Below are 25,676 nucleotides of genomic sequence, written 5' to 3' on the forward strand. Positions count from 1 at the left end.
TTTCAAATAAAAAATTTAATTTTAACTCAATCTATTTAACTATTTTTAATATTAACTGTCTATCAAAATTAGGCAAATTTAAGACGACTCAAGACAAACGCCTCAATTTACCAGATAATCGGATCAAAAAAATATGTATAAAAACAACAATTAATAGTAAAAATCAATAATTAATGTAAATTTTTTCAATCAAAAAAGGGCATATGATTTAAATCATATGCCCTTAACACAAATGATATCGTTATATCGCTATACAATCCCTTGGCTAAGCATGGCATCAGCCACCTTTTTAAACCCAGCAATATTCGCGCCATCAACATAATTAATCCGCCCACCAGCTTGTGTGCCATAATAAACACAAGACTCATGAATCGCTTCCATAATTTCATGTAATTTCTTATCCACTTCTTCGGTCTTCCACGACAAGCGAATTGCATTTTGTGTCATTTCCAACCCTGAAACAGACACACCTCCAGCATTTGAGGCTTTGCCCGGCGCATACAAGATATTGGCTTTTAAAAATTTATGAACAGCCTCTGGTGTAGAAGGCATATTGGCTCCTTCTGCAACACATATGCACCCTTGAGACAACAATTTTTCTGCATCGTCTCCGTCCAACTCATTTTGAGTGGCACAAGGTAAAGCAATATCACATTTAAACTGCCATGGTCTTTGCCCTGCAAAAAACTCTAAGTTTTGTTCCTGAGCAAATACGGATAAACGCTCTCGCCGATTATTTTTGATATCCATTAAGGCAACTAATTGCTCATGCGTTAACCCATGAGGGATATACACACTGCCTTGAGAATCAGACAAGCTGACCACTTTTGCATTTAATTGAATGAGTTTTTCAGCAGCATACTGGGCAACATTACCAGAGCCAGAAATCGTCACAACCTTACCTTCAATAGAGTCTTTTTGAGTTTTAAGCATATGCTGTACAAAATAAACTGTTCCATAACCAGTTGCTTCTGGGCGAATTAAACTGCCACCATACTCCAAAGGCTTACCAGTTAACACGCTGGTAAAGGAATTGGTGATACGTTTATACTGGCCAAATAAATAACCAATTTCGCGACCACCAACGCCAATATCGCCAGCAGGAACATCTACATCGGCACCTACATGACGATAAAGCTCTGTCATGAAAGACTGGCAAAATTTCATCACTTCATTGTCACTTTTCCCCTTAGGGTCAAAATCAGAACCGCCTTTACCACCGCCCATAGGCAATGTCGTTAACGCATTTTTGAAAACTTGTTCAAATGCCAAAAACTTCAATGTCCCTAATTTTACAGTTGGGTGAAAACGTAAACCCCCTTTATATGGGCCAATAGCACTACTCATTTGGATACGGTAACCACGATTAACCTGCACTTGTCCTTGATCATCTATCCAAGGCACTCGAAACATAATGACACGCTCAGGTTCAACCATTCTTTCGAGTAATGCTTGTGAACAATATTGTTGATTTTTTTCTAAAAAAGGCCATACACTGCTAATCACCTCTTCTACAGCCTGATAAAATTCTAATTGTTCTGGATCCTTTTGTTTGACACTGCCTAGAAAATCTTGCATAGAAACATGCATAATGATTTCACCCCTTTCCTAATCAATTTAAAGTGAGAATAAAATAAACCTATTAATCAATTGAAGTTGCCAATCAACAGAATAATCTTTTTTACGCTTCTTCGTCTATTCTTTTATTGATTTATACTAAGTTTTTTATAAAAACCCCTTCGATTATGATCAAAAAAATCATTATTATCTATTTTTACTTACTTTTTTTGATAAAAAAATTCTCATATGAACATATGAGAACATTTTAGTAAAAAAAATATTGTTAGAAATTGATATTTTTGACATTAAAGATTACGTCTAAAAATATATGATGCAATCCAACTTCATATATTTTTCATATGATTATAAAAAATTGATGGATACACCATAGAACTGAAACAACAAAATAAAATTAAAATCAGACTATTTTAGTAATTATCATAACCGCTGATATAGTTAATTATATCTCCCCCACATAAAGTAGAAATAGGGAGAAGAGTATAATCTTACACTCTTCTCCCTATTTTATTATTTAAAACTCAATGAATTCATTTACATCATTTTTTTAATCTTTCATGATTTGATAAATTAAATCCATGTTGACATGGCTACGGACATGATCAGCTAATTTATTGTATTGTTCTTCTTTAAAGGCTTTAAAATCAAAAGGTTCATCCGTAATTTTATCAGCAAAAGGTTCTAATAAAAACTCGATAAAAGCACCATTATCTAAAATACCATGGATATAGGTACCAAAACAGGTTCGATCTTTATAATAACCATCTTCCCGGCCATCTTGTAATTTATTCATCGTTGACAAACTTTGACCATGAACAGGCAATGTCGTCCCCATATGAATTTCATAACCTTCGCACATAACTGGCGAATTCAAGAAATTAAATTTGACCTGACGGGTAATTTTTTCGCCCTGCATTTTGGTGGTAATAGGCAATAGTCCTAAACCTGGTAAACGCTCAATATCTCCTTCCACATGATCAGGGTCACAAACCTCTTCACCCATAATCTGATACCCACCACAAATCCCCATAACAGTTGCACCACTTTTATGGGCACGAATAATGCTTTGTGCCACACCATTACGTCTTAATTCATATAAATCAGATAAAGTATTTTTACTACCAGGAATCAAAATAATATCGGCCTTTTCTACCTCATCTGTATTATTTGTGTAATATAGATGCACTCTAGGGTCTCTCTCCAGCGCATTAAAATCGGTAAAATTTGATAAATGCCGCAATAAAATTACAGCGACATTCACTTTACCGTGGGAAGCCTGAAGGTTTTTGGTTTCCAACATAACCGAATCTTCTTCTTCAATATGAATGTCTTTATAATAAGGCACCACTCCCACAACTGGGACACCACATAACTCTTCTAACATGGTTACCCCAGATTCAAACAGGCGAATATCACCGCGAAACTTATTAATCAACACACCCTTGATTAATTTTCGCTCTTCTTCATTAAGCAGCATAATAGAGCCATAAACACTGGCAAACACACCCCCTCTATCAATATCAGCGACCAGAATAACTGATGCTTTAGCATGCGCCGCCATAGGTAGATTCACCAAATCAACATCACGTAAATTAATTTCAGAAATACTGCCAGCGCCTTCCATCACAATGGGGTTAAACCGATTTTGCAGTCGATCAAAAGCAGCATTGACCGCATCTCGCAACTCTTGCCTGCCTTCTTTTCGAAAATACTGGTAAGCACTTTGGTTACCAACAGGTTTACCATTTAGTATCACTTGGCAAATTTGGTCAGAAGAAGGCTTTAATAACAAAGGGTTCATATCTGTATGGCAATCTACTTTTGCGGCCTCTGCTTGCACCGCTTGAGCTCTACCTATTTCAAGCCCTTCTGGGGTTGCGTATGAATTTAATGCCATATTTTGAGCTTTAAAAGGTGCAGGTTGATAGCCATCTTGTAAAAAGATACGGCAAAAGGCAGCCGCAATCACACTTTTACCCACATCACTACCTGTACCCGCTAACATTAAGGGAGACAATTTTTTCATGTTCTGTCTTTCTCTAAATTGATTTTTATATTAAACGGCTATACAAGTGTTATCGGGATCACTTGCCCATAAGCAGCTTTGTTCTCAAACATTTTTTCAAAGGTAACTTGCTCAGTATATACACTGGCACATGCAATCACCCCACCATGAGTAAAAATACCCACTTTTTGATAGGCATTTTGTTTTAACTCGTCTAAAAACAAGGCAACACGTTGATATAAATCATGCAGTGATTCACCATTTTGGGCTGGTAAATGAGTCCAATCCTCATACCAAGCGTGCAAATATTGTTGATCTTGTATGTGATCCCACACTTGCATTTCCCATGAGCCAAAATCCATTTCTTTTAATCTACTGTCTTGGTTTGCATCATGAAACCCACAAAAATGAGCCAATCGGGTACAACGCGACAATGGGCTGGTAAACACTTGATCAAAACGAATGTCTTTGATTTGCTGACATACTGCCTCAGCCTCTTGTTCAAAACTATCTTTCAACCCAACATCAAATTGCCCATAACAAACACCTGCAGCAACATCAACTGAAGTATGGCGAATAAAATAAAGGTCCATAATATGTATAAAGGCCTGCAATAGATAAATAAAAACTCAACTCAATCAATAAACACAAAGCACCGCAACAGTCCCCAGTGTAACCTTGTATCCTCTTTTGCATTAAAGCAGTTAATCCAATAAACATTAATATTGGTAAAATACAGGCAAACCAATAAGGTGGGGGGAATAATAAAACAAGGGGCAACAAACCAGTCACAGCAGAAAAAATAACAATTCCAACACTCATTTTGTTATAAATGATTTTGATTTTACTTTCTTCTTCTTTGCGGGCATACGGCAATCTGAATGTGATTAAAGACGCTATAAACTTAGCCAGTGGATCACCTGCCAATAAAGCAAAGCAGGCTAATTTTAAAGGTAATGCATAAATGGTTTGGTGAAACAACAAGAAATAAATAATTAACGCAATCACCCCAAAACTACCTGAATGGGAATCTTTCATAATCACCAAAATACGCTCTTTTGTGCCGCCGCCACCAAAACCATCAAAAAAATCAGCTAATCCATCTTCATGTAAAGCACGTGTCAGAAGTAACCTGCTGACAATTGCCAATATCACAGCAATGGATAAAGGTAAAAACTGTGCGCTAATATATAAGGTAATGGCCATCACACTGGCTGTTAACCAACCCGTTAACGCCCAATAATGGGTTAAATCTTTAAAATAATCGCTCGGCACGGTGACCACTTTATATAGTGGTAACCGTGTAAAAAACATAAAAGCCGCTGCAATACGTAGTAACATAATTAAAAATACTTGGTCACTTGAACTTTTTTAAAAGAGCTCATTTCATTAATCATTTTGACTGCAGACTCAACCAATGGATAAGCACATAATGCCCCTGTTCCTTCTCCCAATCTTAAACCTAAATTAAGTAAAGGTTTCGCCCCTAAATAATCCAATACTTGTTTATGCCCTGCCTCATCCCCTTGATGACCAAAGACGGCATAAGACAAAACTTCTGGGTATAATTTTGACGCAGCCAATAAACAACAAGTCATAATAAACCCATCAATTAAAATCACCATTTTTAATTCAGCAGCCCTCAACATAGCGCCAACTGTCATGACCATTTCAAACCCGCCAAAATAACGAATAATATCCCAAGTTGAATAATCACCCTGATAGTTTTCTAAAGCCTGCTTGAGGACATTATATTTGTGTGAGACCCCTTGGCTATTTAAACCAGAACCAGCCCCTACACATTGCTCTAACGGGATATCTGTCAAACAAGTCATCCACATAGAAGAAGCAGATGTATTGGCAATGCCCATCTCGCCTATGCATAAAACATTGCATCCCTCATCTGCACAGCCATCCACTATTTTTGCGCCTTGTTCAATAGCAAACTCCAGTTCTTCATGAGTCATGGCCGCCTCATATAAGAAATTTCTGGTTTCATTGCGGATTTTCAAATCAATGATACCAGTATCTGGTTTAAACTGATAATTGACCCCTGCATCGACAATTTTCATGGTAAAACCGTGTTGTTTGGCTAAAAAATTAACCCCTGCACCACCCGATAAAAAATTCAAAATCATTTGATAAGTGATTTCTTGAGGAGATAAGCTCACTTTTTCATGAGCAATGCCATGGTCTGCGGCAAATACAATGTGATGAGGGTAATTCAACTGAGGACTTAAAGTTTGTTGAATCCAACCAATTTGTGTGGCTAAATCTTCTAATGCACCTAAAGAGCCCTTAGGCTTAGTTAAATTATTAATTTTGTCTTCTAATAAGGGCAAAATATCATCATCAGGTTTATTTATATTAAATAATTTCATATTGACTTCCTTTTATTTATAAAGCAATGCTGGAAACCAGTTTTTATCGCCTTTTACTGGCATAGCAATACCAGAAACCATAAAAAAAACCTCATCGGCATTGCCTGCGATATATTGATTTAACCAACCTTGCAAATCAGAAAAACGACGCTGAATCAGATTATCTGACATACCTCCTAAACCAATTTCATTGGTGACAAAGATAAAATGAGCATCTTGTTCAGTAAAACGGTCAAATTCCGCTTTTAATTCTTTTAATGCTTGCTCAACATCAGAATCTAAGTCAAAAAAGAAATTTGTGGCCCACAGTGTCACACAATCAATAATCACCACCTTGCCATTAATATCATGCTTACTTAATTGCTTTTCTTCTTCAATATTAAGCCAATGATCATCCCGATCAGCTTGATGCCGCTCAATACGTTGTTTATGCTCTTCATCCCATATACGTGATGTGGCCAAATAAACAGGATTGTCACTCAAAGACAAGGCCATATTTTGTGCATATGAGCTTTTGCCTGAACGTTGTCCACCTGTTACTAAAGTAATTTTTTTCATCATAAAAAGCCCATTATATAAATAAGAATCATGACCAGAACCATAAGCCATTCAACCCGTTGATTCACCTGAATGGCTTTTTGCATATCTGTTGTATTCAATGCTCTGTTATTATGACCAATATAAGGTTTATCAATTAATTGACCAAAATACACATTCGGTCCACCAAAACGACAATCTAATATACCAGCTAATGCAGCTTCTGGGTAACCCGAATTAGGGCTTGCATGCTGTGTACCATACTGACGTAAAAAAGAGTATTTAGAGAACTTATTACTCACAGCCAGCATCAGTAATGCCGTCAATCTGGCTGGAATATAATTAGCAATATCATCTATTCTCGCAGCAAAACAGCCAAATTCTTTATACCGTTCATTTTTATAACCGATCATAGAATCAAGTGTATTGATCATTTTATAAGCTAACATACCTGGTAGTCCTAAAACCAAAAACCAAAATAATGGTGCAATCACGCCATCGCTTAAATTTTCAGCTAATGTTTCTAAAGCTGCTGTACGAATTTGCTGTTCGTTTAATTGTGATGTGTCTCGCCCCACAATTCTAGCCACTTGTATACGTCCCTCTTCCAAAGAGCGATCTGTTGCTTCAAACACCTGACGCACTTCTTGAGCCAAAGTGGTTCCTGCCAAACAAAAAAATACCAATATAACACTCAATACCATTGCTAAATAATGATTGCGTTGATATAAGACGATCAAAAAACTTAAACTGACTATATACACAAACATAATAAGACCAACAGTTAAGAAGGCACCTTTAGCCATACGATGACGCCCCTTGTTTAATCGTTTTTCTCCAAATGAAATCATTTTGCCAAACCCCACTATTGGGTGAGGTAAATAAGCTGGGTCTCCCAGTAATTTATCCAACAAAAAGCCTATAGCCAAAGGCAATATCATGAGTGTGAGGATTGCCATTGTTTGATTGCCTGTATCAGTTGATTATTTTCATGTTTGTTTTGAGTTGCAATGCGTAAATAGTATTCATTTAAACCAGCAAAATTCGCCGCATCTCGAATCAAAAAACCAAATTCATTTGCTAAATAATTTTTAAGATGTGCCGCTTTATATTTAGCCAAACACACCAAAAAAAAGTGGGTATCTGTAGGATATACTGTTATCCCCTCAATGGTTTCTAGCTGCTTTTGTAACTGTTTTGTTTCAATCAGTAAGGTGTCTAAATCAATCGTATAGTCATGGTGATGATTTAATAAATACTTCCCAGCTTCTATTGCCAATTGATTCACTGCCCAAGGCATACAATAACAGGTCACTTTGCGGAGTAAATCAGCACTGGCCGTCATATATCCCAAACGCAAGCCTGGAATCGCATAATGTTTGGTCATAGAATGTAAAACCATTACATTCGGGTATGTAAGTGCCCCAGAAACAGAAAAAAGGGGATGTTGGGTAAAATGCTCATATGATTGGTCAATAACAAATAATGTATTTGGATGCCTTTTAATCGCGTGTTCCAGCTCATCTTGATCATATGCTAAACCTGTTGGATTGTTTGGGTGACACAACCATAATAAATCCGTCTGTTCAGATACCGCCTCATGCAATGAAAACGCATATTTCATTTGATGTTGATGCAAAACACAGGCATCTGCATATTCACTGAAGGTTGGGATGATGATACTGCTTTTTTTACCTGCAAATGCTTGCGCAATTAAATAAATTGCTTCTGTGGCACCATTAGTGACACAAATTGATTCTGGCGAAATACACTCTTTTTGTGCCAGTAATGCCACCAAAGATTCTGCGGCAGGTTCAGGATAAGAATGAATTAATGCTAAAGATTGGCTTAAATGCTGGTGCAAAGCTCCCCAATCAAACCGACCATAAACATTTGAACTAAAGTTAATGCTGATCGGACGCCCATAACGATACCCGTCATCCCCATGTCCATGAATCATGATTTTTCAACGCTTTCTGACTTTAAAAAAGCCGCTGAAGCAAATAATGCCTCCTCTGTTCGATATAAAGGGATGCCCATTTGCACATGCAACTTCACCAACCAAGGCTGAGTTAACTGAGCTTCTTTTATTCGCTCAGTATGTAAAAAAACGTCTTCAGGTTGCCCGGACAAGGCAATTTGTCCTTTATCCAACACATAGACTGTATCGCATATTTGATAAATCAAATCAATATCATGGCTAGATATAACCACATGCTTCCCTTCTGCCACAATCTTATTGATGATTTGAATAATATGTTCACGCCCTTTAGGATCCAAACCTGCCGTTGGTTCATCCAATAAGATACAGGGCGCATCAAGCATCAAAGCGCCAGCAATAGCAACCCGTTTTTTTTGTCCATAACTTAAATACTGTATCGGCTTATGACAAAAACTTTTTGCATCAACTAAAGTTAATACTGTATTCAAACGCTCTTCAATCAACGTTTCGGACACACCTAAATTACGTAAGCTAAAAGCAATGTCACTTTTAATGTCTGTATAAAAAATTTGTTGATCTGGGTCCTGAAAGACCATCGCCACATTTTTTCGTAACTGGTATAACCCAGCTTTATCATAATGAATACCCTGATGCTGCCAAAGCACTTCACCTGATGTTGGTTTCAATAAACCGAGCAAATTCATAAATAAGGTCGATTTACCTGAACCATTTGCGCCAACAATCCCTGTCACTTTTCCTAAAGAAAAATCTAAATTAATCCTTGTTAATACCTCTTCACCTTCTTCATAACCAAAACACAGATCTTTAGTGGCTAACATAGACACACAACTTTCTTATCACAGGTGAAAATGCCCATCATACAACTTCATCTTTAATGCAATAGACATTTTTTTATAACGATCTATTACTCTTTCCAACAACATGGCAACCAACATACTCAAAGAATGATAACTTGTTCTAAGAGAAACATAACCAAAACGCAATGTTTGAGCACGATATATTGCCCCCACTTCATCTAAAAAGATAAAGATAAAACGATAAGTTAATAACGTAATTTCCATAAGCAACAAAGGAACTTTACACCGTTTACCAATAATGATCATTTGGTCAAAAGGCGTGCTCAACACAAAAGCAAAAGTCACCACCAATGCAGATATACTACGCCAAAATGTCTCATATGCAATCACACGCGATTGAGCATCAATCCCAATATAAACAGAGCCCATAGTCAACTTAAGCCACATATGATTGCCATCCCATGATACGGACAACAAAATACCCAACATACTGACCAATAAAAAAGAAAAAGGCACCAATAACCATTTCCCATATCGTTTGAGACTAATACGTGCGCTAAAACAAGTAAAAGGAACCAAAATACAAAAGATCACTATTTGTACCATTGGGGTTGTCCATAACACGAAAAGCAGCAATGTAATAAACAACCCAAATTTAATGAGTGGATCAATTGTACGCCAACGATTCTGATAGGCTAAATGATCAATTTCCAGCATGAACGTTTCTGCCCCGTCCTCGGTAATATCCCAAGATATAACAAATGACCCCTGCACCAATTGAACCTTGTAAGGTAAACAATAAACTTTCTATTTCACCACTTGCCGGTTCATAAAGCGAACTAAACCATGGCTCATAATCAGGGTGAATTTGCGTAATCATTTCTTCTGCTTGTCCATCAGCACCGCCAAACTCTGCCTCTTTATTTTGCGGCATAAAAAATGGAACCAATACCAAAGCTACAACCAGTAAGAATAAAATCAGATTTTTTTTCATTTTGCCAATCCTTGTGCTGGGACTAATTTACGCGCAGTAATCACATTATAAATAATCACGGTTAACAAACCTTCAGCAATAGCAATCGGTAGTTGTGTCACACAAAAAATCGCCAAAAATTTAGTCGTAGCCGCCATCATACCCAATTGAGGATCAGGAAAAGCTGCACCTAATTGAACAGAAGTCACAAAATAAGTAGAAATATCCGCAGCAAATGCACATAAAAACACAGCCACATCTTTTCTGACATTCATAGAACAAGCTGTTTTCCAAACCAAATATCCTACGATTGGTCCTACTACAGCCATTGAAACCCCATTGGCACCTAAAGTGGTTAATCCACCATGAGCTAAAAACAGTGATTGAAATAACAAAACAATACCACCCAAAATAGACATCACCCACGGTCCAAACATCACCACCCCTAAACCAACACCAGTGGGATGCGAACAACTACCGGTAACCGAAGGCATTTTTAAGGCAGACAAGACAAAAACAAAAGCACCACATAAAGCAAGTAGAATTTTCCGATCGCCTTCTTCTTGAACAATTTTTTTCATTTGAACAAGGCCGAAAATCAAAAAAGGAATATAAACAAGCCACCATGCAAAAGCCCATTCTTTAGGTAAGAACCCTTCCATAATATGCATGGCAAAAACTTGCTGAGGGATAAGCACTAATAATAAGGCCAACCCGCCTGATACTATTAGTGACTTTGACTTCGTATTTTTCATAGAACAACCTCACTTTAATTGTTTCGTAATAAACAAAAAATCCTGCCACTCTTTGGCAGGACTCGTAACGATTGCAATATGACACTATATAAAACGCATAGCACACACAACAATTGCTCTCTTCCCACCGAAGAAGTCAACAGCAAAAGTAATAAGACTGGTATTCTGGCTTAGCTTCATCCTTACCCATTCCTTCCCAAACATAATTGTTCAGTGGTTTCTACTGGGTTCGTCCACATTACAGCAGCGGGGGCTGCGCAGGATTCACACCTGCTTCCCTAATGGTATTCAAACCATTGCATCCGATTACTTATATTAAAGTTGAGTCTAGTCTTCTATCTACTTAAGGTAAAGAGGAAAAGGTCATTAATTTGATCTAGGTAAAGTTCTTTAAGAATATGACTTATTCAATTGCCTTTTTTTGCTGTTAAGACAAATATACGATTAAAAAACACCATAATCAATATGGTGTTTTTTAATGAATCATTCATAGACCTTTATTGCCATTCTTTATTGACAATAATCGTCGTAAAATAAGGCAATTTTTCATCCTCACCTACTTCTCGTAAATCCCTAAACTGTTTTTCACTTTCTAGTGAAGCATCCGACACTAAAACAGCATGTTCAAGTAAGTTATTTTTTGCCAACAACTCCCGCACCTGAACAAACTTAGATGCAGCTTTCATTAAAACCAATGCAGAATGTTGTTTTAACGCATTATCTAACTCTTCTTCTGGTGCCGTACATGGCAAAACAGCTAAAGATTGTTGATCCATTGCCAAGGGCCTAGCACAGCGAGCGGCAATCAGCGCAAAAGAGGTAATACCAGGAATAATTTCCATATCAATCTTAGGTAAACGCTCTAAAATACTGACCCAAGTACTATAAAGCATGACATCCCCAAGTGACACAAAGGCTACTTTTTTTCCAGCAGCAACATCAGCGACAATTTCTTGAGTGACTTCATCCCATACTTGTACTTTTTCAGCAGTATTGCTACTCATAGGAAAATGACGCTCTTTAATTTGAACGTTCTCGGTTAAATACTCACGCACAATAGACAAGGCTAAACTGTCACCACCTTTTTTTCCTGCTGGAGCATAAAGTATGTCAACTTGTCCTAAGATGCGTGCCCCACGCACGGTAATCAAATCAGGGCTACCTGGCCCTGTACCAATTGCAAAAAGTTTTCCGCTCATACTTGTTCTTCCTCATTAATAGCAGCCAATAGGTGCTGAGCAAACAATGCTCTGATTAATGGGTTTTCACCCAGACCTTGCAAGTAGCATTCTGTCTGAATACCTGCTTGTCTGATTTGACTGTTCCATGAATCCTCATCATCAGATGCCATATCATTTATGGCATGATCCCCTGCCACAATCATCAACGGCATTAAATGCGCTTTGCTTGCTTTTGCCTGATCTAAACGTGTTAAAACCCAATCTAATTCTGGGTAACTTTCCACCGCCCCTACAATAATGGGTAAATTCTTAGCAATAAGCATATGATCCAAACACGCATAAGCAGCAAAAGCATGATGAGTGGCACCATGCCCCATAAACACCACTTGCTCATTTTCTTGTAAATCTGGCATTTGTGCCTGTAAAGCATGAATCAATGCCTCATAATCCTCAAAGCTACTGAGTAAGGGCTTACCCATTGAGATACGTTCAAAGTCATTTTTAAATGCGTCTACTTGATGGACAATTTTTTCAAACTCATCGCCATTGATCACATGCAAAGACTGAATGGCAATATCTTGATAACCCATGTCACGTAAACGAGTGAGCGCTTCTTCGGGATTATCGACAATCAAGCCATCTCGCTTGGCAATTTTCTTCATAATCATGCCAGAAGTAAATGCACGGAAGAAATCACGATCTGGACACGCCTGCGCCAAAGCTTGTTCACAGGCTTCTATATTTTTTATTCTGGCCTCAGGGTAACTTGTGCCAAAACTAACCACTAATAAAGCTTTTTTCATCACAAAACCTCCTAATCTTGAGGATTGCTTAAAAAAGCAGAAAAATCCAATGTTTCGTGTAATGTGACCACATCCCCCACAACAATCAGAGCAGGTGGTTTCACTTCTTGCTCTTTAGCAATTTGTGCCATAGTAGCCAAAGTACCTGTTACAGTGCGTTGATTAGCACGGCTGGCCCACATCACAATGCCAACAGGGGTATTGGCTGGGCGGCCGTATTTAATCAACTGTTCACAAATATAATCTAGATTACTGACTCCCATTAAGATCACTAAAGTGCCATCCAATGCGGCCAACGCCTGCCAATTTAAGGGGTCTTTTCCATCACGCAAATGCCCGGTCACAACATGAAAAGAAGAAGCATGGTCTCGATGAGTCACAGGAATACCTGCATAAGCCAAACCACCAATTGCAGAAGTCACCCCTGGCACCACTTCAAAAGGAATATTTTCTTTTGCAAGCTCTTCTGCCTCTTCACCTCCACGCCCAAAAACGTAAGGATCCCCACTTTTTAAACGAGTGACTTTTTTGCCCAGTTTGGCTTCTCTGACCAAAATTTGATTGATTTCACTTTGTGGAATAGGATGATGATCGCATTGTTTACCAACATTAATCAATTCACATGTCTCTGACCTAAAAGTCAGCAATTCTGGATTAACCAAACGATCATATACAAGCACATCAGCATATTTAATACAGTCCATGCCTTTAACAGTAATTAAAGACACATCACCTGGACCTGCACCTACCAACCATACTTTACCTTTACTCATTTTTGTTTCCCTTTTATTATTTACTTTTTCCAAGCCAATAATTGGCTGGTTAATGCCTCAATACTTGAAACCAGATGTTGATAATGTTGTTTGGGTCGCCGAATCACAATACATGGAATATTTTGCTCTATAGCAGGCAGTATTTTTTCAGTATAACCACCTTCTACACCAGACTCTTTAGTAATCACAACATCAGGTTGATAAAACTGATACATGGCTTCATTCATCTGCTGGCTAAAGGGCCCTTTCATGGCCACAATTTGCCCAACCCCTAAACCCAGCTCTGCACAAGATCGTAATACATCAACTGTTGGCAAAACACGGGCAATCAATGTTTTTTCAGGTAATAATCGAACATAATCAGCCAACTGTTTACTGCCTGTGGTCAAAAAAACAACTGAACCAAACGCTTTAGCTGCTTCGCAGGCTGACTCTACATCAGTGACTTTAATCAGTAAAGGATTGTCGACCAAATCGATTTGTTCTTGGCGCTCATAACGAATAAGCGCCAAACCTAAGGCATCAGTTGCCTGAGCGATATTACGAGAGACTTCTGCAGCAAACGGATGAGTCGCATCAATCACAAGGTCAATGGCATATTCTTGAAAATAAGTTTGCATTTGTTCAGGATTCAAACGGGCAACCACTATTTTACCTTTTAACCCTGTAGCCAATTCGCTCCCTACTTCTGTAGCAACTGATAGGCTATAGGCTAAATTTAGGGCCTCAAGTGCCTGACACAACAAAACTGCATCAGAAGTGCCGCCAAACACATGAATTTTGCCTGAAAAAACACCATTTTGAACACTCACAAAACATAACCTCTTGGTGTAATCATCAGATCTTTATGTTGGTACGTTGATTTATTGCCGACAATCACCATACTGGTCATACCAACAATTTCATAATCAATATTATCAAAAGTCGTCAAACACACATTTTCTTTTGATCTGCCTGCTGCTTTAACAATGCCCACAGGTGTTTTGGGTGCTTTAAAAGGTGCCATTAATTCAAACGCTCGGTGTAAATGATCTGGTCTGCCTTTACTGCGAGGATTATAAAAACAAATCACAAAATCCGCCTCAGCCGCTAACCGAACACGTTTTTCAATCAACTCCCAAGGAGTTAATAAATCGCTTAAGCTGATGTGACAAAAATCATGCATCAGTGGAGAACCCAATAATGCGGCAGAGGCCACACTTGAAGTAACACCAGGAATCACTTCTACTTTTAAGTCCAAATTTTGCTTCGCCACAATTTCGTAAATTGGGCCAGCCATACCATAAACGCCCGCATCGCCACTGCTCACTAAAGCAACAGTTTTACCTGTTAAAGCAGCATCAATAGCAGCTTGGCAACGCTCAATTTCTTTACACATACCTGTTCTGATTAATTCTTTACCTTCAATTAAAGGCTTAATTAAATTAGTGTATGTTTTATAACCAACAATCACATCCGCCTCAGATATGGCTTTTAATGCGTCTTGTGTCATTGTCCCTTCATCCCCAGGACCAATACCTACGATGTATAACATGAATTTACTCCTAAAGTAATTGTGATTCCGTCTTGTTTCAATGTATGACCAATTAAATGTCCATTACTCATTAACCACGCCGCTGGCTGCGAAACACTGCCTACGCCTATGGTTTTACGTACAAATTCTGATGCTTCAAAACGATGCTCATGCTCTTTTAATGCTTCTATTTCAAAAACGTGAAAAGGTACGCCATAACGTTTTGCTAACTGTATTAATCCTTTTTCATCAGCTTTAATCACCACAGAACCTATGGCACTGATCGCTTTTGGGTCTATATTATTTACCTCTAAATGCTTCAGTAAGGTTTGTTCAATTAATTCTGAATCTGTATCACGTCGACACCCTATACCCACAACAATCTGTCTAGGAACAATTTTGACTACAGGACATTGGCTTTGAATAGACAAACGATGATAAGAGACCACCACCAAAGCATCCAGTTGTGCACAATTCTCTAAATCATGAACCTCAATAAAACCCCGTTTGTCCTTTACCTCAATTTGATCCAGATACAACCCAACCTTTTTACCACTGACCAACATCTGATTGATGTCTTTAATCTGTGCCCTATATTGAGTCACATCAGCGCCTACAGCCACTGCCAAGGTATCTAAAGCCGCCACTTGGTTGACATCGGTTGCTGTTGTGATAACAGCTGTTGCGTTTAACTTATGAGCAATTTCTTCTGCCAAACGATTGGCTCCACCTACATGCCCAGACAATAAACTGATCACATGTTTGGCTTGCTCATCCATCACCAAAATGGCGGGGTCTGCTAATTTATCCACAACCAATGGCGCAATCATGCGCACGGTAATACCTGTTGCACAGATAAACAGCAACGCTTGATACTGCCCAAACAAACGTTTTACACAATCTGCCATAGAACCGTCAAAAGGCAAAAAACCTTCTGAGAGCAATTTATCACTGGTGTAACAATCGCATTGCATCACCTGAGCTAAACGAATAGCCTGTGCTTTTGCTCCAGGGGTAACCGTTAAAACAGCAAGATGTTTAGGCTGTTCGGTATTCATGGCTAAAGCTTGCATCATAAAGTTTAGAGTAGTGGTACTCTTCGCCTAAAAATTTACCGACTAAAATTAAGGCCGTCTTACGAATATCACCATCGCGCACTTTTGCTGCAATATCCGCCAAAGTACCTTCTACTTTACGTTCATCAGGCCATGTGGCTTTATAAATAACTGCAACTGGGGTATCTAATGGGTAACCACCTTCATTTAAGCGTTTAACCACTTCTTCAATTTCCTGAACGGACAGAAAAATAGCCATTGAGGTTTGATGTGCTGCAAAGGCTTCTAGAGACTCTCCTGCTGGTGTGGGGGTACGGCCTGCCATGCGGGTAATAATTAAGCTTTGAGAGACTTCGGGTACGGTATACTCCACCCCTAATTGTGCTGCCGCCCCTAAAAATGAACTCACACCGGGAACAGAAGCAAAACCAATACCTAATTTACCCAGCTCTTCGCCTTGCTCACGAATAGAACCATATAAAGATAAATCACCTGTTTGTAAACGCACAACCAATTTACCAGCACTGATGCCATCTTTCATCAATTCAATGATTTCTTCTAGATTCAAACTGGCACTGTCATAACAAGCAGCATCTTCTTTACAGTATTGCAAAAGATCGTGATTGATCAAGGAACCTGCATAAATCACAATATCAGCTTGAGATAAAATTCTGTATCCTTTTAAGGTAATCAATTCACAATCGCCTGGGCCTGCACCAATAAAATACACTTTGCTGGTATCAATCACATTTTGAGTCATTTAAAGCTCACTTCCTTTTAAACAAGAAATAATATAAGTTGGATTATTTGGTTTGAAATAGTCACCTTTACCTAATGCTGTTAAGCGAGATACTTGTAATTGGCTTACATCTAAATCGGTAAAACCCTTTGCTCTTAAAAGTTCTAACGCTTCCATCAGGTTATTAAGTAAAATAAAATTTAAAGCCAAACGCCCACCTTGGATTAATAAATCATAAGACCAATCAATAATCTCTGATAACGAACCACCGCTGCCACCAATAAAAATAGCATCGGCTTCCTTAACTGGCGGCACAATGGGCGCAAACGCTTCAATAATGCGGATATTATTCACATTAAATTTTTCACAATTTAATTTAATTAACTCAACCGCCTCTGGATTTTTCTCGATTGCTATGGTTTGTAATTGTGGATATTTCATACTGGCTTCAATACAAATGCTGCCCGTACCGGCCCCCACATCAATCAATGTTTTGGCGTTAGCTAAATTTAATCTGTCTATCGTCAATACTCTGACTTCTTCTTTTGTCATGGGGACTTTTCCCCGAATAAATGCTTCATCTCTCATTTACAATAATCACCACATTAAGTTGATAAATTTGTTTGGGCACATCTTGGGCGTTTAATACCTGTATGTGTTCGTTTTCATAAGAAAGGTTTTCACCAATAATAATGGTGCGCTCTAAACCTCTTTTTAATACTTCCTGAGCAATTTCATAAGGACCAATTATTTGGTCTGTCACCAATGCTGCCTTTTCATGCTGCAATACAAAATCAAAATCTGGCTGTTTACCATGTGAGCTGGTTAAATACACATCATTCATATCCAGCCCAACCCTCGCAAATAAATACTGAATAGCACTGATACCAGAGACTATTTGTATGTTGTGCCGCCCCAACTGATGACTCAAAAATTTACCAATACCATAAAGCATTGGGTCTCCAGAGGCTAATACCACAACATGTTCTGTTTGATGTGCCTGCAACCATGTCACTAAATCCATCAATTTTTTGTCTAACAAATGTATTTGCCCAGAGTAAGCACCAATTGCTTTAATTTGCCGTTCAGCACCAACCAGCCAGTCAGAGTCTTGTATTAATTTGCTTGCCAATGGGGTTAAATAATCTGCCTGTCCTGGCCCTAACCCAACGATACTGATCATGTTCGAAACTCCTCTGTCAGAAGCTCAATAGGGCAACTACTGGCTAAAAGCTGGTTATCTAAAGAAAACAATACAGCGTCTGTACTCATAGGGTTTTTGGTAAATCGAGATAAAAGCTCGACTCTCTCTTTAATCCTTTTGGCAATTTGCTCATACACGTTTTGCCAACCAGCCTGCTCAACCAATTCCATCGCCTCTTCAGTGGTTTTGCACTCATCTATTTGCAATAGAAATGCTTGCGGGGCACCCAACAAGGCCAAATTAGCAACCAAGGTATCAATACGTCCATCGGCCACGTGACTGTGTGTATGAAAAATACCAGAGGCAACTTTAATCAATTTGCCAAAATGACCAATCAATACAACCCGCTCATACCCCAAACGTTCAGCCTCTTTTAAAACATAACGCACAAAATTACTCATAATGACGACATATTTTTCATCCATCCCCAAAACATCTTTAGCAAAACGTTCACCATGATTCCCTGGCACCAGCACTACTTTTCTCATCCCTTGGGCAAATTTCATTTCCAATTCAAGTGAAATAGACTTTTTCCAACTTTCATCAGACATTGGGGTCACTATGCCTGTTGTGCCTAAAATAGAAATACCGCCCATGATGCCCAAACGAGGGTTATAAGTTTGTTGTGCACGCTCTTCGCCTTCTGGCGCATAAATTAATACTTGCGCACCTTTAGCCGCACCAATCACTTCACGAACAGCTTCTTTAATGGTTCGCATAGGTGTGTCGTTAATTGCGGCAGCACCAATGGGTAAACGCACACCTTTTCTGGTTGCTCTACCAACCCCTTGGCCACCATCAACAATAATTTCTGTTGAATCATTCAGTGTCACTTTGGCATAAATCAACATGCCATGGGTCACATCAATATCGTCTCCACCATCTTTACGAATCGCAGCTGTTGCACTGTGTTTATCCAATACACAACCCTCTAGCACTTCTAAATCAAGCTTTACAGCCGAAGGCGTCACAATACTGACATGTTCAATTACCTGTTGACTTAACACCATCATTGCCGCTACTTTAGCCGCAGCAGTGGCGCAAGAACCCGTTGTATAGCCCCTGCGATATTTTTTATTGTCAATCCAGATAAATTCTTCCATGTAAAAACACTCACATATTGTAAAGAATGGCATTCATAATAGCCGCCGCGATATTACTGCCCCCTTTACGCCCTTTGGCCGCAATATAAGGCAAATCACTTTGCATTAGCGCATCTTTGGACTCTTGTGCACCCACAAAGCCAACAGGTACACCAACGACGGCACAAGTCTGCAACTTACCTTCTTGATACAGCTCCAACAAACGAAACAATGCAGTAGGCGCATTGCCAAAAATAAAAATTTTATCCCCAGACTCAGTTGCAGCTTGTTCTACCGCAGCCATAGAACGCGTAATACCCTTTTCTTGTGCAATATCACGGGTAATAGAGTCGGCCACATAACATTTATATTGGCATCCTAATTTATCCAAACGTGTTTTATTCATACCAGATAAAACCATATTGGTATCGGTATACAATGTTGCACCATTATTCAACGCTTGAATAATATGATCTGTTACCCCTTCAGAGAATTTTAGGATATCCAACCAGTCAAAATCAGCACTGGTATGAATGGCCCGTTTGATGATTTTTTCATGTAATGGATCCGTGAAACGATATTCAGGGTATTCTTGTTCAATGATGGATTGAATAATTTCAAAGCTTTTTTCTTCAATATTTGTTGGTTCTTTAATGTAGCTCATGCCTTTATTCCTTTTCTGTTTTTGCTTCTTCTGATTGTTGTAATGCTCGGTTCAACCAATGACAAAGTAATGCTGGTTTTTGATAAAAATGTATATGTAAATAAGCAGCTAAAGTATTGTTCAACTGATAACCTCCTTGCCAAGATTTAATGACTTCTCCATCTCGTATTTTGTATAAATCAAAAGCAGTAGGATAATCTGTTATAAACTCCGAATGATGAAACTCATGCCCTTTTAACACGTCACCTTTAGCCGCCAATAAAGTATCTTCTTTGGCTTTTGCTTCACAATAGCCAAAACGTTTTAAACCTTTGCTCATTTGGCTGTAACCGGGCAATATGCCCACCATTTCATACTTTTGCCCTCCCTCATCAATAAGTTCTTGTCCCAAATACATTAAACCACCGCACTCTGCATAAATGGGCGTACCTTTTTGATGTGCATTGAGTAAGGCTGTTAACATGTTTTTATTTTGAGAGAGTTCTGTAGCAAATACTTCAGGGAAACCACCACCAATATAAATAAGATGATGATCAGGCAAAACAGAATCTTTTAAAGGGCTAAATGGCACTAAGGTAATGCCCAACTCTTCCAATAAATCTAGATTATCTTGGTAATAAAAATTGAATGCTTCATCCTGTGCAATAGCCATTTTCAAACCCTGATAAGGTTTGGCAACAGGCAATACAGGGGCTTGAGCAGTAACATCTGGTGTCTGGCTGATTTTTAGCAAGGCATCTAAATCAATATAAGTTTCTACTGCATGAGCCAACTTTTGCCAGTAATCATCCATTTGCTCCATTTCTGAAGTAGGCACCAAACCCAAATGCCGAGAAGGCAACATTAATTCAGTTATGGCTGGCAAGCGACCAATAACGGGGATACCACAATACTTTTCAATCGCTGTTTTTAATAACTCAAAATGACTGTCTGAATTAACACGATTCACAATAACACCTGCTATAGGTGTATTGGGATCAAACTTTTGAAACCCCATAACAGTTGCTGCAATGGAGGTTGATACCGCTTTACCATCTACCACCAATATAACAGGGCAAGATAATTGTTTGGCTAAACCAGCACTACCACAAAAGTACGGGTCTGTGCCATAACCATCGTATAAACCCATCACACCTTCAATAATACTGATGTCGGCATGAGCAGCATGTTTGTTAAATAAAAAATTAAGGGTTTGTGAAGACGACATAAAAGCATCTAAATTACATGATGGCTTTTTTGCTGCTTGAGCATGCCAAAGAGTATCAAGATAGTCTGGCCCAACTTTAAATGGTTGCACACTTAACCCTCTTAGGGTTAAGGCATGCATAATACCTAAAGTAATGGTGGTTTTCCCCGCCCCACTATTGGTTGCACCGAACAGTATTTTTTTCATAACAAAACAGTCTTCACAATGTACAGCACATAAAAAATCCTACCTTCATTTTTGGTAGGATGTTCAGCATGTACAAATGTAATTTCACTGTTTGTAAAACATGTAAAATACACAAATGACCGCTCACTTCCCACCGAAGGAGTACAGTTTTTTGTTATTAGATCGGTCTTCTGGCTTGGCTTCAACCTTACTCACCCTTCCCAAACAATCAATGTTTAGTGGTTTTGTGAGCTCGTCCACCTTACAGCAGCGGGGGCTGCGCAGGACTTACACCTGCTTCCCAAAATGGCATACACCATTTATACCTAACAACAATTTAATTCATGGTTTAGAGTCTATTTAATAATCAATTTTTCGTAAAGTGCTACTTGAACATTAATCAATCAATTATATCATTGTTTGATCTATGTAAATATTCGCTCAATTGTTGCTTGAGTTTTTTTGCTTTTTCTGGATACTCCCCCCCAGTTGATATAGCCAAAATTAATCCATCCTGACGCACTACCGCTGGGGTATAAAAATTCGAAGCTTCAGCAAAGCTGGTGTCATCAAACCATTGCCAATGTTCAATCACATTTCCTACAGCTCGATTTACCTCTGGAACATTGGTTGCAGCATAAACAATATGGGCTTCAGAGACATCTTGCGCTTCAAACACTCGATTCACTAACTCAACTTCTGCTAACGAATAAAACTCTGGCAAAAACTCTGGACTAACTGCCTTAATTTTTGCCCCTGTACCAAGTAAGCCTTTTACCTTACGTAACGCAACCTTACCTCCACCAACGACAACAACTTGTTTATTGTTTAATTTTAACATTAATGGGTACAACATTTTAAAATTCCTTACACCATATCGCGTTGTAAAACAATTTCATCAACATTGGCTTGTTTATTCAAGACCCTAGCCAACACAAACAATACATCAGATAAACGATTTAAATACTGCATCACTAAAGTTGCCAATTCGGTTTCGTTAGCACAAGCAACCACATGACGCTCTGCTCGTCGACAAGTGACTCGACAAATATGACAATGCGCCCCAGCAATAGAACCTCCCGGTAAAACAAAGTCCTGAACAGGCTCTAATAACTGCATTAAATCTGCAGCCCAGCTTTCTAAAAAAACCACATGTGCTGGCGTTAATTCCGAGCGCCCAGAACCAGCCAAATAAGAGCCAGAAATAAGCAAATGATGCTGAATTCTAATCAAATTGTCTTTAATTGCTTGATCTTCTACGTATACTCTGAGCAAACCAATTGTAGAGTTAAGCTCATCAATATCACCAATTGCCATGACTCTACTAGAGTCCTTACTCACCTGAACCCCCTTACCAATATGGGTTTTTCCTTGGTCACCAGTTTTGGTGATGATTTTAGATAAACGAAATACCATAACATTTAACCTTTACATTTGTGTGAGAATATCATTTTTATGCATGATTTTATTTGATGCTTTTTTAGCTTATGTTTTAATACAAAGAAGATCAACCAGAAAAATATACTTTCTATGATTATTTTGGCTTGAATCAAATGCGTGTTATTTTTTATTAACGCATATTTTCTTGCTCTAGCTGGCTTTATCTTAACAAGCTGTCTAAATTTCAAAAAAACAAAAACTGATTATGTTCTATCAAAATTTAGTCATTTGATTTAATGCAACAAACCACCAATTAACTTTTTTTCATTTAAATCATCGCCTAATTTTATGCTAAGGTATCACCAATCACTTCAAGAACTATCATAAAAACAATCCAATAAATCTTAAGCCATGTCTTTTTTAGTTATATTTTCCTAAACTCAAGGAGGTTGTTTATGGAATGGAACCTTACCGAAAAACTCATTGAATTTGATGCGCTATGGACAACAGCAATTGCTTTATTATTGCTGTTAACTGGTTATGCTCTTCGTAAAAAAATTCGCTTTTTAGACCAATATTGTATCCCAGCCCCTGTTATTGGCGGTGTGCTTATGGCCATCGTTTTGCTGATGCTTCATCATGGCAGTAATGGTGGCGCTAGTGTTCGATTTACCAACTCACTACAAGCCCCACTCATGATTGCATTTTTCACAACGGTTGGTATTGGCGGCAGCTTCAACTCATTAAAACGCGGCGGACAAGCACTATTTGTTTACCTAATTTGCTGCTGGGGATTGGCCATTTTTCAAAATGCTTTTGGTTCAGGTTTAGCCTCTATTCTAGGCATTCATCCAATGTTTGGTGTCATGGCAGGAGCTGCATCATTAGAAGGAGGACATGGCGCAGCCGCAGCATTTGGCCCTATTGCAGAAGAGTTTGGGGTTACTGGTGCCACAACAGTGGCTATTGCTTCTGCCACTTTTGGCTTAATTGCTGGTGGCTTTTTAGGTGGCCCCATTGCCTTTTCACTCATCAAAAAACACAAATTAGAAATCAAAGCCAGTGAAGATGACCTATATAAACATACAGCACAAGAGACAGCAGCCGAAAAATTATTTACCAGTAAAGAGTTTTTGAATATGCTGGCTTTAGTCTTGGTGATTATGGTCTTAGGTGGCGTTGTTTCTGCACAAATAAAAGCGCTTAGCGGGTTTGTCTTACCTGGCTATGTTGGAGCCATGTTTATTGCGGTTATTTTCCGCAATTTAAATGATTATTTTCACCTCATAAAAATAAATGATCGTGCAATTGATTTGATGGCCGATATTTCCATTGGTATATTTTTAACAATGGCAATGATGACCCTAAAAATTTGGGAATTATATGATCTGGCGGGGCCACTTTTAGTCATTCTTGCCCTACAAACCATTGCGGTTATTTTAATTGCTTGGTTTATTTTATTCCGCTTTTTGGGCAAAGACTACGATGCAGCAGTGATGTGTGCTGGCTTTATTGGCCATGGGTTAGGTGCTACCCCCAATGCAGTTGCCAATATGGGCGCTGTATGTGAAAAATACAAAATGGTTTCACATAAAGCATTTTTAATTGTGCCTTTATCAGGTGCGGTTTTGATTGATTTGGTTGCTATTCCCAATATTACTTGGTTCATTAATTTTTTAGGAAATTAGATCCGCAGAAAACAAACTAAAAACAAAACAATCTCATATATTAGATATGAGATTGTTTTTCGGTTTTAATTAAATCCTACACAAAAAAACGTGTAAAATGGAAGCAATTAAATTTCCTACTCAACTTCGATAAACTTAAAGGTGATCATATGGTTGATTCAATCAATAATAACGCTCAAGAAACCCCTGCTTGTTGCTGTCTTGATATGGGTACAGTCATTGACAATGAACATTGCTCTGTCACATTAAATGATGTATTTGCCACTAAAGATGAAGCAGAACAGATGCTCAGCACATTGACTGAATTAGCCAAACAAGTAGCATCTGACCCTTGTGAGATCATCAGTAATATACACGAAGTTGCCGAAAGGCATGAGCTCTCGGTTTCATTTAATTTTTGCTGTCAGGCTGAAACTTTAATTTTTCAACTCAAACTCAGAAAGTTACCAATACATTCATAATGAACAACCAAGATACGCATATACCTTTAAACAGCATTCACAATCTACGTGATCTATATGGCATCCAAACGCAAGATCATGCTCAAATAAAAAAAGGCATGCTCTTTCGTAGTGCTAACCCAAGCTTGGCAAGCGAAACGGATGTGGATTATTTAAAATCATTGAATTTAAGTCACATTGTTGACTTCCGTTCTGCATTAGAAAAATCACCAGAAAAAGAAAGTTCATTTAACCAATTGTTCCCTAGAGTGAGCCAAGCAATAGAACTGGGGGATTTTTCAAGTAATGAGATGTTGAATCGATTCAAAACAATTGATAAAGAAGGTGCTGAGCAATTTATTCGTTCACTTTACAGCGAATTTCCAACCCAATACAAACAAAAATTTCAGGCATTTTTAAAGCTAGCGGAGCAAGATGGCGGTAATATTCTTTTTCATTGTACAGCAGGCAAAGACAGAACGGGCTTTGCTTCTTTATTGCTGTTAAGTGCGCTTGGCGTGGATCAAGACACAATTATGGCTAATTTTTTAGAATCTAATTTATACACTGGGCCTATTTTTGAACAAAATACAGAACATGCGGCACAGTTAGGCATCAGCCCAGATATTTATCAATTATTTCAATCGGTAAAAGAAGACTATTTATATGCTTCAATCAAATTAATCAAACAGGAATTTGGTGGATTAGAAACGTATCTAACCAAAACAATGGGTATTGACTTAGATAAAATCCGTAACCATTATCTTATATAACTTTATCATTTGATCACAAA

Annotated in this window: 29 protein-coding genes and 2 riboswitches; of the genes, 3 read left to right on the top strand and 26 right to left on the bottom strand. The window is 38.3% G+C overall.

From position 1 onward, the window contains the following. Window positions 1–249: 249 nt before the first annotated feature. The 26 genes from gdhA to AADH04_RS00575 all read right to left on the bottom strand — a co-directional run bounded on the left by gdhA (window position 250) and on the right by AADH04_RS00575 (window position 22,791). Window positions 250–1,590: an NADP-specific glutamate dehydrogenase gene (gdhA, locus tag AADH04_RS00450; RefSeq protein ID WP_434778289.1), complete on the bottom strand. Its 1,341-nt coding sequence runs from the start codon at window positions 1,588–1,590 to the stop codon at window positions 250–252. Window positions 1,591–2,125: 535 nt separating this feature from the next. Beyond that, window positions 2,126–3,604 (bottom strand): cobyric acid synthase, encoded by a 1,479-nt coding sequence (locus AADH04_RS00455; protein ID WP_434778290.1) that lies wholly within the window; start codon window positions 3,602–3,604, stop codon window positions 2,126–2,128. 38 nt (window positions 3,605–3,642) lie between these two features. After that, window positions 3,643–4,176, bottom strand: coding sequence for an alpha-ribazole phosphatase (gene cobC / locus AADH04_RS00460; RefSeq protein ID WP_434778291.1), 534 nt, complete (start codon window positions 4,174–4,176; stop codon window positions 3,643–3,645). Next, complete coding sequence (locus AADH04_RS00465) at window positions 4,142–4,924, bottom strand: adenosylcobinamide-GDP ribazoletransferase (RefSeq protein ID WP_434778292.1); 783 nt, start codon at window positions 4,922–4,924, stop codon at window positions 4,142–4,144. Before AADH04_RS00465 ends, cobC begins: the two co-directional genes overlap by 35 nt. Before the next feature lie 2 nt (window positions 4,925–4,926). After that, window positions 4,927–5,964, bottom strand: a complete 1,038-nt coding sequence (cobT, locus tag AADH04_RS00470) for a nicotinate-nucleotide--dimethylbenzimidazole phosphoribosyltransferase (protein ID WP_434778293.1) — start codon at window positions 5,962–5,964, stop codon at window positions 4,927–4,929. A gap of 12 nt (window positions 5,965–5,976) precedes the next feature. Then, window positions 5,977–6,525, bottom strand: coding sequence for a bifunctional adenosylcobinamide kinase/adenosylcobinamide-phosphate guanylyltransferase (locus AADH04_RS00475; protein WP_434778294.1), 549 nt, complete (start codon window positions 6,523–6,525; stop codon window positions 5,977–5,979). Beyond that, on the bottom strand, window positions 6,522–7,460 hold the full coding sequence (gene cbiB, locus AADH04_RS00480) for an adenosylcobinamide-phosphate synthase CbiB (protein WP_434778295.1): 939 nt from the start codon (window positions 7,458–7,460) through the stop codon (window positions 6,522–6,524). The genes AADH04_RS00475 and cbiB overlap by 4 nt, the downstream gene beginning before the upstream one ends. Next, on the bottom strand, window positions 7,439–8,461 hold the full coding sequence (locus tag AADH04_RS00485) for an aminotransferase class I/II-fold pyridoxal phosphate-dependent enzyme (RefSeq protein WP_434778296.1): 1,023 nt from the start codon (window positions 8,459–8,461) through the stop codon (window positions 7,439–7,441). The genes cbiB and AADH04_RS00485 overlap by 22 nt, the downstream gene beginning before the upstream one ends. Beyond that, window positions 8,458–9,282, bottom strand: coding sequence for an ATP-binding cassette domain-containing protein (locus tag AADH04_RS00490; protein WP_434778297.1), 825 nt, complete (start codon window positions 9,280–9,282; stop codon window positions 8,458–8,460). The genes AADH04_RS00485 and AADH04_RS00490 overlap by 4 nt, the downstream gene beginning before the upstream one ends. Window positions 9,283–9,300: 18 nt before the next feature. After that, window positions 9,301–9,978 (bottom strand): cobalt ECF transporter T component CbiQ, encoded by a 678-nt coding sequence (gene cbiQ / locus AADH04_RS00495; protein ID WP_434778298.1) that lies wholly within the window; start codon window positions 9,976–9,978, stop codon window positions 9,301–9,303. Then, window positions 9,965–10,255 carry an energy-coupling factor ABC transporter substrate-binding protein gene (locus AADH04_RS00500; protein WP_434778299.1) on the bottom strand — a complete coding sequence of 97 codons (291 nt, stop codon included), beginning with the start codon at window positions 10,253–10,255 and terminating at the stop codon, window positions 9,965–9,967. The genes cbiQ and AADH04_RS00500 overlap by 14 nt, the downstream gene beginning before the upstream one ends. Then, a complete protein-coding gene (locus tag AADH04_RS00505) occupies window positions 10,252–10,989 on the bottom strand; it encodes an energy-coupling factor ABC transporter permease (protein ID WP_434778300.1) in 738 nt (245 codons plus the stop codon). The genes AADH04_RS00500 and AADH04_RS00505 overlap by 4 nt, the downstream gene beginning before the upstream one ends. Window positions 10,990–11,127: 138 nt before the next feature. Continuing rightward, window positions 11,128–11,310: riboswitch (cobalamin riboswitch) on the bottom strand. Between the two features lie 176 nt (window positions 11,311–11,486). Continuing rightward, window positions 11,487–12,188, bottom strand: coding sequence for a cobalt-factor II C(20)-methyltransferase (locus tag AADH04_RS00510; RefSeq protein ID WP_434778301.1), 702 nt, complete (start codon window positions 12,186–12,188; stop codon window positions 11,487–11,489). Next, window positions 12,185–12,973 carry a sirohydrochlorin cobaltochelatase gene (cbiK, locus tag AADH04_RS00515; protein ID WP_434778302.1) on the bottom strand — a complete coding sequence of 263 codons (789 nt, stop codon included), beginning with the start codon at window positions 12,971–12,973 and terminating at the stop codon, window positions 12,185–12,187. Before cbiK ends, AADH04_RS00510 begins: the two co-directional genes overlap by 4 nt. Window positions 12,974–12,984: 11 nt before the next feature. Continuing rightward, window positions 12,985–13,746: a uroporphyrinogen-III C-methyltransferase gene (gene cobA / locus AADH04_RS00520; RefSeq protein ID WP_434778303.1), complete on the bottom strand. Its 762-nt coding sequence runs from the start codon at window positions 13,744–13,746 to the stop codon at window positions 12,985–12,987. Between the two features lie 20 nt (window positions 13,747–13,766). Beyond that, window positions 13,767–14,558, bottom strand: a complete 792-nt coding sequence (cobK, locus tag AADH04_RS00525) for a precorrin-6A reductase (protein WP_434778304.1) — start codon at window positions 14,556–14,558, stop codon at window positions 13,767–13,769. After that, window positions 14,555–15,280: a precorrin-3B C(17)-methyltransferase gene (gene cobJ, locus AADH04_RS00530; RefSeq protein ID WP_434778305.1), complete on the bottom strand. Its 726-nt coding sequence runs from the start codon at window positions 15,278–15,280 to the stop codon at window positions 14,555–14,557. The genes cobK and cobJ overlap by 4 nt, the downstream gene beginning before the upstream one ends. Further along, the gene (gene cbiG, locus AADH04_RS00535; RefSeq protein WP_434778306.1) at window positions 15,265–16,317 is read right to left on the bottom strand and encodes a cobalt-precorrin 5A hydrolase; all 1,053 of its coding nucleotides are present in this window, start codon (window positions 16,315–16,317) and stop codon (window positions 15,265–15,267) included. The genes cobJ and cbiG overlap by 16 nt, the downstream gene beginning before the upstream one ends. Further along, entirely contained in the window at window positions 16,298–17,074 is a 777-nt protein-coding gene (locus tag AADH04_RS00540; RefSeq protein ID WP_434778307.1) for a cobalt-precorrin-4 methyltransferase, read from the bottom strand. The genes cbiG and AADH04_RS00540 overlap by 20 nt, the downstream gene beginning before the upstream one ends. Next, window positions 17,075–17,641 carry a decarboxylating cobalt-precorrin-6B (C(15))-methyltransferase gene (locus AADH04_RS00545; protein ID WP_434778308.1) on the bottom strand — a complete coding sequence of 189 codons (567 nt, stop codon included), beginning with the start codon at window positions 17,639–17,641 and terminating at the stop codon, window positions 17,075–17,077. Further along, window positions 17,631–18,236: a cobalt-precorrin-7 (C(5))-methyltransferase gene (locus AADH04_RS00550; RefSeq protein WP_434778309.1), complete on the bottom strand. Its 606-nt coding sequence runs from the start codon at window positions 18,234–18,236 to the stop codon at window positions 17,631–17,633. Before AADH04_RS00550 ends, AADH04_RS00545 begins: the two co-directional genes overlap by 11 nt. After that, on the bottom strand, window positions 18,233–19,360 hold the full coding sequence (gene cbiD, locus AADH04_RS00555; RefSeq protein WP_434778310.1) for a cobalt-precorrin-5B (C(1))-methyltransferase CbiD: 1,128 nt from the start codon (window positions 19,358–19,360) through the stop codon (window positions 18,233–18,235). The genes AADH04_RS00550 and cbiD overlap by 4 nt, the downstream gene beginning before the upstream one ends. Window positions 19,361–19,370: 10 nt before the next feature. Continuing rightward, entirely contained in the window at window positions 19,371–20,003 is a 633-nt protein-coding gene (locus tag AADH04_RS00560; RefSeq protein WP_434778311.1) for a cobalt-precorrin-8 methylmutase, read from the bottom strand. 4 nt (window positions 20,004–20,007) lie between these two features. Continuing rightward, window positions 20,008–21,396 (bottom strand): cobyrinate a,c-diamide synthase, encoded by a 1,389-nt coding sequence (locus AADH04_RS00565; protein ID WP_434778312.1) that lies wholly within the window; start codon window positions 21,394–21,396, stop codon window positions 20,008–20,010. A gap of 143 nt (window positions 21,397–21,539) precedes the next feature. Next, window positions 21,540–21,720, bottom strand: a riboswitch (cobalamin riboswitch). A gap of 55 nt (window positions 21,721–21,775) precedes the next feature. Then, entirely contained in the window at window positions 21,776–22,231 is a 456-nt protein-coding gene (locus AADH04_RS00570; RefSeq protein ID WP_434778313.1) for a precorrin-2 dehydrogenase/sirohydrochlorin ferrochelatase family protein, read from the bottom strand. 11 nt (window positions 22,232–22,242) lie between these two features. Further along, window positions 22,243–22,791 (bottom strand): cob(I)yrinic acid a,c-diamide adenosyltransferase, encoded by a 549-nt coding sequence (locus AADH04_RS00575; RefSeq protein ID WP_434778314.1) that lies wholly within the window; start codon window positions 22,789–22,791, stop codon window positions 22,243–22,245. Window positions 22,792–23,210: 419 nt separating this feature from the next. On the opposite strand from AADH04_RS00575, the gene gltS reads away from it, so the two are divergent. The 3 genes from gltS (at window position 23,211) to AADH04_RS00590 (ending at window position 25,656) form a co-directional block, all read left to right on the top strand. Next, window positions 23,211–24,443, top strand: a complete 1,233-nt coding sequence (gene gltS, locus AADH04_RS00580) for a sodium/glutamate symporter (protein WP_434778315.1) — start codon at window positions 23,211–23,213, stop codon at window positions 24,441–24,443. Window positions 24,444–24,592: 149 nt separating this feature from the next. Then, window positions 24,593–24,904 carry a YfcZ/YiiS family protein gene (locus AADH04_RS00585; RefSeq protein WP_434778316.1) on the top strand — a complete coding sequence of 104 codons (312 nt, stop codon included), beginning with the start codon at window positions 24,593–24,595 and terminating at the stop codon, window positions 24,902–24,904. Next, on the top strand, window positions 24,904–25,656 hold the full coding sequence (locus AADH04_RS00590) for a tyrosine-protein phosphatase (RefSeq protein ID WP_434778317.1): 753 nt from the start codon (window positions 24,904–24,906) through the stop codon (window positions 25,654–25,656). The genes AADH04_RS00585 and AADH04_RS00590 overlap by 1 nt, the downstream gene beginning before the upstream one ends. Window positions 25,657–25,676 lie beyond the last annotated feature (20 nt).

It is taken from the genome of Neisseria sp. Ec49-e6-T10, assembly GCF_051132615.1.
GTDB lineage: Bacteria > Pseudomonadota > Gammaproteobacteria > Burkholderiales > Neisseriaceae.